The 14,236-nt window shown below is 71.2% G+C and carries 13 protein-coding genes; 7 read left to right on the top strand and 6 right to left on the bottom strand.

Features of this window, described 5'->3' with window-relative positions; all coding sequences use genetic code 11:
• Positions 1 to 86 precede the first annotated feature (86 nt).
• A complete protein-coding gene (locus tag REH65_RS29200) occupies positions 87 to 1,010 on the top strand; it encodes a helix-turn-helix domain-containing protein (RefSeq protein WP_406689966.1) in 924 nt (307 codons plus the stop codon).
• Between the two features lie 19 nt (positions 1,011 to 1,029).
• On the opposite strand, the gene REH65_RS29205 is transcribed toward REH65_RS29200, so the two are convergent.
• The 3 genes from REH65_RS29205 to aztA form a co-directional block, all read right to left on the bottom strand.
• The gene (locus REH65_RS29205) at positions 1,030 to 2,469 is read right to left on the bottom strand and encodes an aldehyde dehydrogenase family protein (RefSeq protein ID WP_406689967.1); all 1,440 of its coding nucleotides are present in this window, start codon (positions 2,467 to 2,469) and stop codon (positions 1,030 to 1,032) included.
• Positions 2,470 to 2,577: 108 nt separating this feature from the next.
• Positions 2,578 to 3,702: an NDMA-dependent alcohol dehydrogenase gene (locus REH65_RS29210; protein ID WP_406689968.1), complete on the bottom strand. Its 1,125-nt coding sequence runs from the start codon at positions 3,700 to 3,702 to the stop codon at positions 2,578 to 2,580.
• 363 nt (positions 3,703 to 4,065) lie between these two features.
• Positions 4,066 to 4,767, bottom strand: coding sequence for a zinc ABC transporter ATP-binding protein AztA (aztA, locus tag REH65_RS29215; protein ID WP_406689969.1), 702 nt, complete (start codon positions 4,765 to 4,767; stop codon positions 4,066 to 4,068).
• Positions 4,768 to 4,847: 80 nt separating this feature from the next.
• Between aztA and aztB the strand changes: the two genes are divergently transcribed.
• Genes aztB through aztD form a run of 4 tightly spaced genes read left to right on the top strand, consistent with a single transcriptional unit; the run spans position 4,848 to position 8,951 of the window.
• On the top strand, positions 4,848 to 5,708 hold the full coding sequence (gene aztB, locus REH65_RS29220) for a zinc ABC transporter permease AztB (protein WP_406689970.1): 861 nt from the start codon (positions 4,848 to 4,850) through the stop codon (positions 5,706 to 5,708).
• On the top strand, positions 5,705 to 6,856 hold the full coding sequence (locus REH65_RS29225; RefSeq protein ID WP_406689971.1) for a hypothetical protein: 1,152 nt from the start codon (positions 5,705 to 5,707) through the stop codon (positions 6,854 to 6,856). The genes aztB and REH65_RS29225 overlap by 4 nt, the downstream gene beginning before the upstream one ends.
• The gene (gene aztC / locus REH65_RS29230; protein WP_406689972.1) at positions 6,853 to 7,764 is read left to right on the top strand and encodes a zinc ABC transporter substrate-binding protein AztC; all 912 of its coding nucleotides are present in this window, start codon (positions 6,853 to 6,855) and stop codon (positions 7,762 to 7,764) included. The genes REH65_RS29225 and aztC overlap by 4 nt, the downstream gene beginning before the upstream one ends.
• 23 nt (positions 7,765 to 7,787) lie before the next feature.
• Complete coding sequence (gene aztD, locus REH65_RS29235) at positions 7,788 to 8,951, top strand: zinc metallochaperone AztD (RefSeq protein WP_406689973.1); 1,164 nt, start codon at positions 7,788 to 7,790, stop codon at positions 8,949 to 8,951.
• Positions 8,952 to 9,000: 49 nt separating this feature from the next.
• Here aztD and REH65_RS29240 read toward each other — a convergent pair whose 3' ends face one another.
• Together REH65_RS29240 and REH65_RS29245 are read right to left on the bottom strand one after the other, a co-directional pair.
• Positions 9,001 to 9,378 (bottom strand): hypothetical protein, encoded by a 378-nt coding sequence (locus REH65_RS29240; RefSeq protein WP_281456628.1) that lies wholly within the window; start codon positions 9,376 to 9,378, stop codon positions 9,001 to 9,003.
• Between the two features lie 310 nt (positions 9,379 to 9,688).
• Positions 9,689 to 10,537, bottom strand: coding sequence for a helix-turn-helix domain-containing protein (locus REH65_RS29245; protein WP_406689974.1), 849 nt, complete (start codon positions 10,535 to 10,537; stop codon positions 9,689 to 9,691).
• Between the two features lie 118 nt (positions 10,538 to 10,655).
• Between REH65_RS29245 and REH65_RS29250 the strand changes: the two genes are divergently transcribed.
• Positions 10,656 to 11,822: an MFS transporter gene (locus REH65_RS29250; RefSeq protein WP_406689975.1), complete on the top strand. Its 1,167-nt coding sequence runs from the start codon at positions 10,656 to 10,658 to the stop codon at positions 11,820 to 11,822.
• Positions 11,823 to 11,902: 80 nt separating this feature from the next.
• Here the strand turns inward: REH65_RS29250 and REH65_RS29255 are convergent, their stop codons facing one another.
• Positions 11,903 to 12,565: an oxygenase MpaB family protein gene (locus REH65_RS29255; RefSeq protein ID WP_406689976.1), complete on the bottom strand. Its 663-nt coding sequence runs from the start codon at positions 12,563 to 12,565 to the stop codon at positions 11,903 to 11,905.
• A 417-nt stretch (positions 12,566 to 12,982) separates the two neighbouring features.
• On the opposite strand from REH65_RS29255, the gene REH65_RS29260 reads away from it, so the two are divergent.
• A complete protein-coding gene (locus REH65_RS29260) occupies positions 12,983 to 14,125 on the top strand; it encodes an acyl-CoA dehydrogenase family protein (protein ID WP_281456630.1) in 1,143 nt (380 codons plus the stop codon).
• The last annotated feature ends 111 nt before the right edge of the window (positions 14,126 to 14,236 follow it).

Here is a 14,236-nt window from a genome sequence, read left to right on the forward strand (position 1 = left end):
CCCGCCAGTGCCGGTTCCGGGGACCGTTGCCATCGGTGCAGGTGGGGACGTAGTGTGTTCGGTTACTGAACGATCGGTAAGGACGGATGATGTCGGTCGACGTCGACGAGCAGATCGGCGAGTTCGAGGCCTCGGCCTCGACCGTCTTCGCCCCGCTGCGCATCCGGCCGCTGCGGTCCGGGCCGTTCCCGAACTCGCTGCGCGCCGCCTCGGCCGGCGACGTGGCGGTCACCCGCATCCGGTGCGCGCCCTGCCAGGTGCGCCGCACGCCGCGGCTGATCGGCTCGGGCGACCGCGAGCTGGTGAAGGTCACCATGCTCACCGCCGGTCGCGGCGAGGTCGAGCAGGACGGCAGGCGCTGCGTGCTCACCCCCGGCGACCTGGTCAACTACGACACCGACCGGCCGTACCGGCTGCACTTCCCCGAGTCCTACGACATCACCGTGGTGGCGGTGCCGAAGTCGCTGCTCGGCGGGCACGTCGACACCCTGGCCAGCCGCAGCGCGGTCGCGGTGCCGACCTCGCAGGGCGTGCAGCGGGTCGTCGGCGGGTTCTTCCGCACCATGACCGACGCGCTCGGCGACGACACCGGAGGGCTGAGCGGCGATGTGGGCAGGCACCTCACCGACGCTCTGGTGTCGATGGTGCTCACCGAGCTCGCCGAGCTGCGTCCCGAACCCGGTGAGGACTTCGCCGACCGGGTGCGGGCGCACTGCCTCACCCGCCTCGACGACCCGGGGCTCACCGTGGAGTCGGTGGCCCGCGCGCACGGCGTCTCGGTGCGCTACCTGCACAAGGTCTTCGCCGGGAGCCCGTTGACGCTGTCGGCGTGGATCCGGCGGCAGCGCCTGGAGCGCATCCGCCGCGACCTCGCCGACCCGGTCCTCGCCGACCGCACCGCCGCGGCGATCGCGGCCCGCTGGGGCGTGCTGGACGGCACCCACCTCAGCCGCGCGCTCAAGGCCGAGTTCGGGATGACGGCGGCGGAGATCCGGCGGACGGCGCGGTAGCGGCCCGCCGGTCGCCCCCTCAGGACAGGCTGGTCCAGATGCTCTTGACCTCGGTGAAGGCCTCGATCGCGTCCCAGCCCATCTCGCGTCCCGAACCGGAGGACTTCATCCCTCCCCACGGTGCTCCGGCGTCCAGCAGCGGCGGCATGTTGATCCACACCGTGCCCGCCTTGACCTGGTGCGCGAGCCGGTTCGCGGTGCCGATGTCGCGGCTCCAGACGTAGGCGGCCAGGCCGTACTCGGTGTCGTTGGCGCGCGGCGCCAGCTCCTCGGGGTCGTCGTAGGGCAGCACCGTCAGGACCGGCCCGAAGATCTCCTCGCGGGCGATGCGCATGTCCTGGCCGACCCCGCCGAACACGGTCGGCCGGAAGAAGTAGCCGTCGGCGAGGTGCCCGTCGGCGCGACTGCCGCCGGTGAGCAGCTGGGCGCCCTCGGCCTTGCCGATGTCGACGTAGCGCTGGATCTGCTCCAGCTGCTCCAGCGAGGCCACCGGCCCCAGCTGAGTCGACTCGTCCAGGCCCGGACCGAGCTTCATGGACCCGGCCGCGCCCGCCATCTTCTCGGCGAACTCGTCGGCGCGGCTGCGGTCGACGTAGAACCGCGTCGCCGCCGCGCACACCTGGCCGGAGTTGAGCAGCCCGGACATCAGGTTGCCCTCGATGACCGCGTCGACGTCGGCGTCGGCGGCGATGATGCTGGGCGCCTTGCCGCCCAGCTCCAGCGACACCTTCTTCAGCGCGCGTCCGGCCTCGGCGCCGATCTCGCGGCCGACGGCCGTGGAGCCGGTGAAGGAGATCTTGACGACGTCGGGGTGGCTGACCAGCGCCTTGCCCGCCTCGGGCCCGCCGGTGACGACGTTGACCACGCCCGGCGGAATCCCGGCCTGCTCCAGGACTTCGGCGAGCAGCAGGGTGGTCAGCGGGGTCTGCTCGGCGGGCTTGATGACCACGGTGTTGCCGGTGGCCAGGGCCGGGGCCAGCTTCCACACCAGGATCATCAGCGGGAAGTTCCACGGCGTGATCAGCCCGCACACGCCCAGCGGCTCGCGCCGCGTGCGGTGGTCGACGTCGGAAACCGAGAGTGGAGTGGTGACGCCGGTGATCTTGGTGGCCCAACCCGCGTAGTAGCGCAGGTGCTCCACGGCGTTGGGCACCGAGAACCCGGCGCTGATCGACAGCGGCTGGCCCTGGTCGGTGGTCTCCAGCCGGGCGAACTCGGCGGCCCGCTCCTCCAGCAGGTCGGCGGCCTTGAACAGCACCCGGGCGCGCTGCGCGGGCAGCATCCCGGCCCACTCCGGCGAGGCGAACGCCTCCCGCGCCGCCGCGACCGCGCTGTCCACATCGGACTTCGACGCCTCGGGCAGGTCGGCGATGACCTCCCCGGTGGCCGGATTGCGGGTCGAGAACGTGGTGCCACCACCGCCGGTCCACTTCCCGCCGATGAACATGTCCGTGCGCAAGGGAACTCCTCCTGGATCAGGCGACGTACTTCAATCGCGGCGTCAGCCGCTGCTTCAGGTGTGGGACTCGGCCCGCACCGCCACGCGAAACGGCCACGGCAACCGCTCCTAGTCGAAGACGATGACGCCGCGCAGGTTTCGGCCCGCGTGCATGTCCTCGTAGGCCTGGGCGACCTGGTCGAGGGTGTAGGTCTTGGTGACGAGCTCGTCGAGCTTGAGCTGACCGTTCTGGTACATGCGCAGCAGGTTCGGGATGTCGCGCCGCGGGTTGGACTCGCCGAACAGCGACCCCTGCAGCCGCTTCTGCATCAGCGTCAGGTCGCCCAGCGCGATCGGGGCGCCGACGGCGGTGATGTCGCCGAGCCCGGTCACCACGACCGTGCCGGCCTTGCGGATGGAGGCCAGCGCCTCGCCGATGTGCTCGCCGCGCACGACGCCGATGGTGACGATCGTGGCGTCGGCGCCCTGGCCGTTGGTGACCGAGCGGGCGTGCTCTGCGGCCTCCTCGATCGAGGTGAAGAAGTGGGTCGCGCCGAACTGCTTGGCCCAATCCTCCTTGGCCGCAACGGGGTCCACGGCGATGATCGTGGTCGCCCCGGAGTGGGCGGCGCCCTGCAGGGCGTTGACGCCGATGCCGCCGATGCCCATCACGATCACGGTGTCGCCGGGCTGCACGTTCGCCGAGCGCACCGCCGAACCCCAGCCGGTGGGCACGCCGCAGCCGACGAGGGCGGCCGAGCGCAGCGGGATGCTCTTGTCGATCTTGACCACGGAGTCGATGGAGACCGTGGTGTGCTCGCTGAAGGTCGAGATGCCGCACTGCTGGCCGACGGGCCGGCCGTCGAGGTGCATCCGGAAGCTCGTCGGGTCGTCGGCCCGGGCGCCGGTGAGCAGCGAGGCGCCGAGGTCGCAGAGGTTCGACAGCCCGCGCGCGCAGAACTCGCAGCGACCGCAGGCGGGCAGGAACGAGAAGACGACGTGGTCGCCGACCTCGAACCCGGGGGTGTTCGGCCCGACCGCGGTCACCACCCCGGCCCCTTCGTGGCCACCGGCGTAGGGGTGGACCCCGACCGGCACGTCCCCGGTCGCCACGTGGTCGTCGGAATGGCACAACCCCGAAGCGGCCAGCTTCACGGTCACTTCGCCCTGCCGCGGATCGTCGAGCTCCACCTCAGCGGTCTCGTACGTCCCGGGCACCTGACGGATGATCGATGTGCGGGTGGTGATCGGCATGGGTACCTCCGGTGACTCCGTTGTCACCGGTCACTACAACCCCCGCCCACCCCCACCAGATCACCAATCCGCGCACACCCCCTCGCCAATCCGTGCACGACCGAGCGCCGCAAGACGAAAACCGCGGTTTTCGCGCGATGAAAACCGCGGTTTTCGACGCGCGAATGTCGCGGTTTTCGACCGCCCAGCGAGGCAGCGGGATGGTGACCTGAGGTTGGTGATCTGGTGGGGGTGCGGCGGGGGCGGTGGTCGGAGGTGTGCGGGTGGGGGCAGGGGACGGTCTTTCCTCGAATTGACCGGACATAACGGACATTGATCATGGGTGATTCGAGGAAAAACCGTCCTGCTCCTGGAGCCGACGGATCAGGACGGGACCCACACCTGGTTGATCGTGGTGGGGGTGAGGACGTCGTCGGGGTGGCCTGCGGCGTGGAGGTGCCCTCGGTGGAGGAGGAGGCAGTGGTCGGCCCGGCGGGCCTCGGTGAGGTCGTGGGAGACCTGGACGACCGCGCGGCCCCGGCGGGTTTCAGCGCGGATCGCGTCGGCGATGAGCCCGCGCGCCTGGGGGTCCGCGCCGGCGTCGGGTTCGTCGAGCAGCAGCAGCTCCGCCTGCTGGGCCAGGCCCTGGGCGACCAGCACGCGCTGGCGCTGACCTCCTGAGAGGGTGCCCAGGCGGTGGTGGGCGAACGGGGTGATCTCCAGGCGCTCCATCGCCTCGCCGATCGCCGCGCGGTCGGCCGCGGTGAGCTTGCGCCACGGGCCGCGCTCGGCCCACCGCCCCATCGCCACGGCGTCGAAGGCCGTGCACGGCAGCGATTCCGGGACCGCGCTGTGCTGCGGCACGAACGCCGGTCGCCCGCGGTAGCCGGTCCGCAGCGCGCCGTTGCCGGTCAGCGTGCCGGCGAGCGCGGCCATCAGGGTGGACTTGCCCGCGCCGTTCGGTCCCACCACGGCGGTGAGCGAGGCGGCCGGGATCGCCGCAGCCTCGATGTCGAGCACCTGTTTTCCCTGGTATCCGGCCTGCAGCCGGCTGAGTTCGACTGCGGGTCGGGACGCGATGCTCACGGTTTCCCCTCCGGTCGTCGTGGGCGAAGTCACGCCACAACCTTGAGAACGACAATCGTTTCCATTATAGGTTGAACCACATGGAATGGCTATTAGTCCCGTTCGGGGTCTCCTTCGTCGAACGCGCGCTTTGGGCGGGTTCGCTCGTCTCGGTGATCTGCGCGCTCGCCGGAACCTGGGTCGTGCTGCGGGGAATGGCGTTCCTGACCGACGCGATGTCGCACGGGATGCTGCCCGGCGTGGCCATCGCCTCGGTGCTCGGCGGCGACCTGCTGCTGGGCGCGGCGCTGAGCGCGGGCGCGATGGCCGCCGGGGTCTCGGCGCTGGACCGCTCGCGCCGACTGTCCCGGGACACCGGGATCGGCCTGCTGTTCGTGGGGATGCTGGCCACCGGCGTGATCGTGGTGTCGCACTCGAAGTCCTTCGCCGTGGACCTGACCGGGTTCCTGTTCGGCGACGTCCTCGCCGTCACCGACGGCGACCTGGTGCGGCTCGGCATCGCGCTGGTCGTGGCGGTCGTGATCTCGGTGGCCGCCTACCGCCCGTTCCTGGCGCTGACCTTCGACCCGCGCAAGGCGCACACGCTCGGGATGCGCCCGCGCCTGGCCGGTCTGCTGATGACCGGGCTGGTGACGCTGGCGATGGTGATGTGCTTCCAGGTCGTCGGCACGCTGCTGGTCTTCGGCCTGCTCATCGCCCCGCCCGCCGCCGCCCTGCTGTGGGCGAACCGCGTTCCGCTGGTCATGGCCGGTGCCGCCGCGGTCGGCGCCGCCGCCACCGTGCTGGGCCTGCTGGCCTCCTGGCACTGGGGAACCGCCGCCGGCGCCAGCATCGCCGCCACCTCGGTGGCCCTGTTCTTCCTGTCCGCCCTGGTCTCCGCGTTGCGGGACCGGGTCCTGAGCACCGAAGAAGTCGAGAAGGAAGTCGAGCCCGTCGCGTGAAACATCGCAGCCTGAGAGCGCTCTCGTTAGGTGCCGCCGTTCTGGCCCTCGGAGCCTGTTCCGCACCACCGCCCCCGCCACCACCGGTCCCGCACGGTTACGTCGAAGGCGCCGAGGAGACCGCCGAGACCCAGTCCCGCCTCGTCGTCGCCGACGGCGGGGGAGCGGTGCGGGTGCTGGACCTGCTCACCGAGGAGGTGCGCGAGCTCGCGCCCGTTCCGGGCGTGCGCGAGGCCGTCACCGACGGCCGCTTCGCCTACCTCTCCGACGCCGACTCGGTGCACGTCGTCGACAGCGGCGGCTGGACGGTCGACCACAGCGACCACGTCCACCACTACCGCGCCGAGATCCGGGAGCTGGGGGAGGTTCCGCTCGCCACCCCGGCGCAGGCGCAGAGCGACAAGGTGGTCGTCGCGCTGTCCGGTGCCGACGGCGAGGTGGTGCTGCTGAACCGGGAACCGCTGGAGAAGGGCGAGATCGAGCGGGCCGGGAACCTCCGCGTGCAGCCCGGAACGGCGGCCGTGCCCTACGAGCAGCGCGTGCTGGCCATGTCCGACACCGGCGTGCGGGTGCTGGACCGCAACGGCGCCGAGACCGGGCGCATCGCCGAGCCTTGCGCCGAACCCGCCGGGACGGCGGTGACGCGGCGCGGCGTGGTGTTCGGTTGCGCCGACGGAGCCCTGCTCGTGACCGCCGACGACGGCGAGTTCCGCGGCGAGAAGATCCCCTACCCGTCGAACGCACCGCGCGCCACCGAGTTCCGCATGCGGCCCGGCAGCGACACCCTCGCCGCCCTCGCCGGCACGGATGGCGTCTGGCTGCTGGACCTGTCCCAGCGCGCGTTCACGCACGTGCCCACCGGTCCGGTGACGGCCGTCAACGCCGTCGGGGCGGGCGGTTCGCTGCTGGCCGTCGGCACCGACGGGACCTTGCGCGCCTACCGGCAGGACGGCACCGAGAGCGCCCGCAACCAGCTCGTCGCCCCCGGCGGGCCACCGCCGAGCATCCAGGTCGACACCTCCCGCGCGTACGTCAACGACGTCGCCGCCGGGACGGTGCACGAGATCGACTACAACGACGGTCTCCGCGTCGCCCGCAGCTTCCAGCTGGGCGGGCAGGCCGCGCACGTGGTGGAGACGGGCCGGTGAAGCGCACCGCGACGCGCGCGATCCTCGCGCTGATCACCCTGCTGCTCACCGCCACCGCCTGCTCCGCCGGAGCCCAGCCGCGCGCCGAGGTGGTGGTGACCACCAACATCCTCGGCGACATCACCCGGCAGATCGTCGGCGACCGCGCGTCGGTGTCGGTGCTGATGGAGGCGGGCGCCGACCCGCACTCCTTCGGGATCTCCGCGCAGCAGGCCGCCGAGCTCGAACAGGCGGACCTCGTCGTGCACAACGGGCTCGGCCTGGAGGAGGGCGTGCAGCGCCACGTCCAGACCGCCCGGGCCGAAGGGGTTCCCACCCTCGCGGTCGCCGAGCAGGTCGACCCGCTCCCGATCGCCGGACCGGGTTCGCAGGCCGACCCGCACTTCTGGACCGACCCGGCTCGGGTCGCCCGCGCCGTCGGCATCATCGCCGACCACGTCGTGTCCAACGTGGACGGGATCGACGCGGCGGCGGTGAAGGACCAAGCGGCGCAGTACGCATCGCAGGTGCTCGTGGTCGAGGGCGAGATGGCGCAGCGGTTCGAGCAGATCCCGCCGGAGCGCCGCAAGCTCGTCACCAACCACCACGTGTTCGGCTACCTCGCGCAGCGCTACGGCTTCGAGGTGATCGGTGCGGTGATCCCCAGCGGCACCACGCTGGCCTCGCCCAGCGCCTCCGACCTGTCGTCGCTGGCCGACGCCGTCCGCCGAGCCGGGGTGCGCACGATCTTCGCCGACTCGTCGCAGCCGGACCGGCTGGCGCGAGTGCTGGCCGAGCAGGCCGGGCTCGACGTGCGGGTGACGCCGCTGTTCTCCGAATCGCTCACCGCTCCGGGCCGGGGTGCCGCCACGTACCTGGAGATGACCCGCGCCAACACCGAGGCGATCGCCTCCGGACTCGGCGCTTGACCTGGGAAGAGGGAGAGGAAACCATGTTGAAACGGGCTCGCTTACCGATCGCCGTCGCCACGACGGCGCTGGCCCTGGCCGCGTGCGGCACCGAGCAGGCCGCAGGACCCGCGCCGGCGGAACCCGCCAAGGCGGTCGCCGACCCGATCGTCACCACCTACGACGGCGGCATCCTAGTGCTGGACGGCAAAACCCTGTCCGTGGCCCAGGACATCCCGCTGCCGGGCTTCAACCGGCTCAACCCGGCCGGCGACGCCGAGCACGTGATGGTGTCGACGTCGACGGGCTTCCAGGCGCTCGACGCCGTGCACGCCCGGCTCACCGACGTGCGGTTCCCGGCGCCCAAGCCCGGGCACGTGGTGCGCAACGCCGGCCGGACGGTGCTGTTCGCCGACGGGACCGGCGAGGTGACCTCGTTCGACACCGCCGAGCTCGCCAACGGCGCGCCCGCCACCGACAAGCACACCGCCGCCGAGGCGCACCACGGTGTCGCGGTGGAGCTGTCCAACGGGCAGATGGTGCTCTCGCTGGGCAACGAGGAGGACCGCACCGGCATCGCGGTCCTCGACGAGCACCGCCACGAGATTACCCGCAACGAGGACTGCCCCGGCGTGCACGGCGAGGCCGTCGCGCAGGGCGAAGCGGTGGTCATCGGGTGCGAGAACGGCGCGCTGGTGTACCGCGACGGACAGATCACCAAGATCACCAGCCCGACGCCCTACGGCCGGATCGGCAACCAGGCAGGCAGCGAGCACTCGCCGATCGTGCTCGGCGACTACAAGCAGGACGAGCACGCCGAGCTCGAACGCCCGCAGCAGGTCGCGCTGGTCAACACCGCCGACTCGTCGCTGAAGCTGGTCGACCTGGGCACCAGCTACACCTTCCGCTCGCTGGGCCGCGGCCCGGCCGGGGAGGCGCTGGTGCTGGGCACCGACGGGCAGCTGCACGTGATCGACCCGGTGCAGGCCCGCGTGGTCCGCAGCATCCCGGTCATCGGGCAGTGGGAGGAGCCGCTGGAGTGGCAGCAGCCGCGCCCGGCGCTGTTCGTCCGCGGCGGGACGGCCTACGTGACCGACCCCGCCAAGCGCGAGATCCACGCGATCGACCTGGGTTCCGGGCAGAAGACCGCCACCGGAGCGCTTCCCCAGGCACCCAACGAGATCGCGACCCCGATCGCGGGTCACTGACCGCACGACGAGGCCCGGCATCTCAGCGATGCCGGGCCTCGTCGTCCCGCTAGTTGTTCTGCGCGTGAGTCGCGGGGGTGCGAGTGCGCAGGCGTGCCGGGAGGGTGTCCGCGCTCAGCGGGGTGGAGGTCATCCAGCCGGTCAGCGCGGCCAGGTCGGCGCGGTCGCGCAGCGGGCCCACGGGGATCACCGGGCCGGTGGGACGTCGCTTGAGATCGCACGGCTGCACCAGCACCACCGTCCCGTCGCCGGAGGTCTGCGCGCGGGTGCGGCACCACAGGCTCCCGAGCTGGCAGGGCGCGCTGACCAGCACGCCGTGCGGGGTCCGGCTCACCGACTCCCGCAACGCGTCGAGCACCGGCAGCTGCTCCCGGCAGTCGTCGCACACCACCGCCGTGAATCCCACGGTCCGCGTCGCTGACTCCACCACGACCTCCTCCTAGCTCACCCAATGACACGATAACGATAACCGTTTCCAACTGCAGCGTCACGAGGGCGGCCAGGTCGTGGAGGTGTGGGCAGGGGGCAGTTTTTCCTCGAATTGACCGGACATAACGGACATTGATCATGGGTGATTCGAGGAAAAACCGCCCCTTCCGCAGCGAAGAGCGCCCCGGCGGCCACGGCAACGATCCACCAGCGATCTCCGCGCGGCGCGGGCTGGGCGGACGTGGGCTGGGCGGACGCGGGCTGGGCGGAGGCGGGGCGCGGAGGCGGAGTTAGCGGAGAAGCGGGGGTCAGCGGGTGGTTGCGGGATGGCCCAGCAGGGCTCGGGTGCGGGAGCCGTCCGGGTCGTCTCGGAGGGAATAGAGCTCGAGGCGTTGGTCGGGCCGGTCGGACTGGGCCCAGAGCTGGAAGTCGACGGTGATGTCGCCCGCGCTCGGGTGACGCATCGGCTTGGTCCCCGCGACGCACTCGCTGACCCGGCCCGAGGCCCACAGGTCGGCGAACGCGTCGTCGCGGATGCACAGCTCGCCGATCATGCGGGTCAGGGCCTCGTCGTCCGGGTGCTTGCCGCTGGCCATCCGCAGGTAGGCGACGTAGTCGGCCGCTTCGGCGTGCCAGTCCCGGTAGAGGGCGCGGGCCTGCGGGTCCAGGAACAGCATTCGCGGCAGCGACGGACGCGTCGCCGGTGACTCCGGGGCGTCGGCGGGCAGGTGCGGCGCCACCAGGGCGCGGCCCAGCTCGTTCCAGGCCAGGACGTCGTTGCGCCTGCCCAGCACGATCGCCGGGCGCTCCGCCACCAGCGACAGCAGCTCCAGTGCTCGCGGGCTCGCCGACTCCGGCCCCGGATCGCTCGTGGTGCGGCGGGCGCGAGCCAGGTCGAGCAGGTGCTCGGTCTCGGTCACCGACAGCTGCAGCGCCCGCGCGAGCGCCAGCAGCACCTCGTCGGAGGCGTTGCGGCTGTGCCCCTGCTCCAGGCGCGTGTAGTAGGTGACGCTGACGCCGGCGAGCTGCGCGACCTCCTCGCGGCGCAGCCCCGGGACGCGGCGACGTGCGCCGAAACCGTTCAGCGGGGTCGCCTCCGGCGGCAGCGCCGCGCGCTTGCCCCGCAGGAAGATCCCCAGCTCACCCGGCTCGCTCACGCTTTCCAGCCTAGCTCGGGTCGGCCGGTGCGAACCTATCCCCGCGAGTGCCACCCACGGCGAGGAGCCCACAACCGGGATCTGGTCGTCCTTTCGTGCGCGGAGCAGGGTCGGAGGCATGCCACTCCCGATCGTCGCTCTGGCCCTGACCGCGTTCGCGCTGGGCACGGCCGAGCTGGTGCCCAACGGACTGCTCCCGCTGATCAGCGGTGACCTCGGAATCTCGGTGTCGATGGCGGGCTGGGTCACCACGAGCTTCGCGCTCGGCGCGGTGATCGGCGGCCCGCTGGTGGCCGCCGCCACCCTCCGCCTGCCGCGCAAACCTCTGGTGATCGGCCTGACGCTGGTGTTCCTCATCGCCAACGCCATCACCGCCTCCGCCGGAACGCTGCTGGTCATCGCGCTGTCGCGGGCCGTGGCCGGAGCGATGCTGGGCGGTTTCCTCGGCACCGCGATCACCGTCGCGCGCGGCCTCGTCGCCCCGTCCCGCCAGGCCACGGCCATCGCCGTGGTGTTCACCGGGTTCACCGTGTCGAACGTGATCGCCGTGCCGATCGGCAACCTCGCCGGTCGCGCCGTCGGCTGGTCGGCGGCGTTCTGGGTCGTGTCGGTGCTGGCGGCGCTCGGCGTCGTCGCGATGTGGCTGGTGCTGCCCAGCGCGCCCGGCGGGGGAGAGACGGAGGACCGCGGGTACGGCGTCATGCGCAACCGTCGACTGTGGACGGCGTTCGCGGCGATCGCGCTCGGCTACGGCGGTTTGTTCGTCGTCCACACCTACATCGCGCCGTACCTGACCTCGGTGACCGGGGTGTCGCAGGGATCGGTGACCTGGTTGCTGCTGCTGTTCGGCGTCGGGCTGATCGTCGGGAACGCCCTCGGCGGGCGGTACGCGGACCGGTCCGTGACGGCGACCGTCGTGGTGATCCTCGGCGGGCTCGTCGCGTCCCTGCTGGCGCTGTGGGGGCTGGGGTCGTCGTTGTTCGCGGTGATCGTGCTGCTGGTGCTGCTCGGCGGGACCGGGTTCGGGATGGTGCCGCCGCTGCAGTCCTACGTGCTGCAGGTCGCCGGGACCGCGTCGGCGCTCGTGTCGGCGTTGGCGGCGGCCGCGTTCAACTTCGGGGTGGCGTTCGGATCCGCCGTCGGCGGCGGGGTTCTGGCTCGTGCCTTCGACTACCCGGTGCTGGCGCTCGTCGGGGCAGCGATGTCGGGGCTCGGGCTGGTGGCGTTCCTGGCCACGCGGCCTCGGGCCCAGGTACCGGAGGAGCGGGTGCTGGAGGCGGCGTGAGGCTGCTGCGGTGACGGTTTCAGTGAGAATCGCCCGGGATTTCGCTGTGGTGAACCCGGGTGATTCCGGCTAGAACCGCCCTACCTCGCGACCGGGCACGCCGGGGGAGCGTCGCGGTGGGTCGGGTTGCGGCGGTAGGAGTCCGGGCCGAGGTCGTCGAGGGTGTAGCCGGACGGGTAGGTGCGGGGGCGGGGGATGACCGGGCGGGAGTCGGGGCGCGGGGAGCCGAGGCGGAGGAACAGGGCCCGGGCCTTGAGCGCTAGGCGGACCGCGCGGCGTGCTGGCTCGGGCGGGCGGGGGATGTCGAGGGCGTCGAGCAGGTGCGGGTCCATCAGCAGGCGGGTGGCGTCGCTGACCGGGGCCGAGAGCGGGCGCGGGAACCACGAGCCGAACAGCCACATCGTCGAGTCGGCGACGCGCCTGCCGCCTTCGTCGAAGGCGAACCGCTCGCGCTCGTAGTCGTCGAGGAACCGCTCGAACCCCGCGTAGGTCTCCGGCATGCCCTCGATCCGCATGCCCTCGCCCAACTTCCGCCACATCGCGGTCAGCCCGCGGATCTCGTTGGGGTGCAGGCGACGCCAGCCGAACTCGTTGATCCAGCGCACCGGCATCACCACGAACGTCGCCAGCGTGTAGAGGTAGTCGTCGTTGCTGATCCGGTAGCGCCAGTGGATCTGGTTGAGCCGGTCCACCGCCCGCTCCCGCGAGCTGGGCGAGTCGGGGATGAGGATCTCGTAGAGCACCAGGACGGTGTCGTCGTAGCGCTTCTGCGTGCCGCGCTCGAACTCGCCGGTGCGGTCGAGCAGCCGTCCGATGGGGCACCGCGTAGGTGCGGAACAGCGCGAGTTCGAGGGAACGCGTGAAGTCCCAGGGGAACTCGTACTGGAACAGCAGTCGGTAGATCTCGTCGCAGTCCCGCTCCGGGTCCATCGCGAGGATCGTCTTCAGGCGGTCGAAGCGCCGCATCCCAGGTACCTCCCCAACTGCGGTCGACCACTCGAACGTAGATCGTTGTTGGTCGTGGGTCAACAGGGTGTAAAGGCTGTCAGGAACGCTTGTCCGAGGGATACCTGCCGATCGGGTGAGAGTTCTTATTGACAGAGTGACAACAGTGTCGCCAGACTCCGCTGAGAGACATTCAGCAGCCATGGAGGCACGTCATGCCACGAGTCCTGACCGATGAGCAGCGCGACCTGGTCGACGCCGTCGGCGAGTTCTGCCGCCGCGAGTGCGGCACCAAGGAGCAGCGGGACAAGCTCACCGCGCACGGCTCCGAGCCGCACAACCAGGACCTCTACGACAAGATGGCCGACCTCGGCTGGCTCGGCATCTCGCTGCCCGAGGCCTACGGCGGATCCGGGCAGGGCATGACCGAGCTGTGCCTGTTCCTGGAGGAGACAGCCTACGGCCGCGCCCCGATGAGCGGCTTCGCCACCACGATCATCACCGCCGCCGCCTACGAGAAGTTCGCCTCGGAGGAGCAGAAGCGCACCGTTCTCGAAGGCGTCGTGCGCGGGCGGGTGGAGGCCGTGTCGATGTCGGAACCCGGTGCAGGCTCCGACGTGGGCGCGCTGGTGTGCCGGGCCGAGAAGGTCGACGGCGGCTGGCTGATCAACGGGCAGAAGACCTGGTGCTCCAACGCCCACATCGCCGACCACATCCTGCTCATCGCCCGCACCTCGCAGGAGGACTCCAAGCACCGCGGGCTGACTCAGTTCATGGTGCCGACCGGCGTCGACGGGCTGCAGATCAGCGGCATCGAGACGATGGGCGGCCGCGAGGTCAACGACCTGTACTTCACCGACTGCTTCCTGCCCGACTCCGCCGTCGTCGGCACCGTCGGGCAGGCGTGGTCGCAGCTGATGGCCGGGCTGAACCTGGAGCGGATGATCCTCGGCGCCAACATGGTCGGAGCGGCCCGGCGGGCCTTCGACGACACGCTGGACTACGTCAAGCAGCGCGAGCAGTTCGGCAAGCCGATCGGGTCGTTCCAGGCGCTCAAGCACCGCATCGCCGACATGGCCACCGAGATCGAGTGCGCCCAGCTGCTGCTCTACAGCGTCGCCGCGGCCATCGACCGCGAACCCGGCAAGGTCTTCGCCCGCGAGGCCTCGATGGTCAAGCTCAAGAGCACCGAGCTCGCCAAGCACGTCTCCCTGGAGGGCATGCAGATGCTCGGCGGCTACGGCTACGCCACCGAGTACGACATGGAGTCGATGCTGCGCTCCACGGTCGTCTCCACCGTCTACGGCGGCACCAGCGAGATCCAGCGGGACATCATCGGCAAGACCTACGGCCTCTGATCCACCCGATCGTGCCCTCAAGTCAAAAACCGCGGTATTCGACCGACGAATGCCGCGGTTTTCGACGCGACGAAAACCGCGGTTTTCATCGATCGAAAACCGCGGTTTTCG

The organism is Saccharopolyspora sp. ID03-671 (assembly GCF_045278815.1).
GTDB lineage: Bacteria > Actinomycetota > Actinomycetes > Mycobacteriales > Pseudonocardiaceae > Saccharopolyspora > Saccharopolyspora ipomoeae.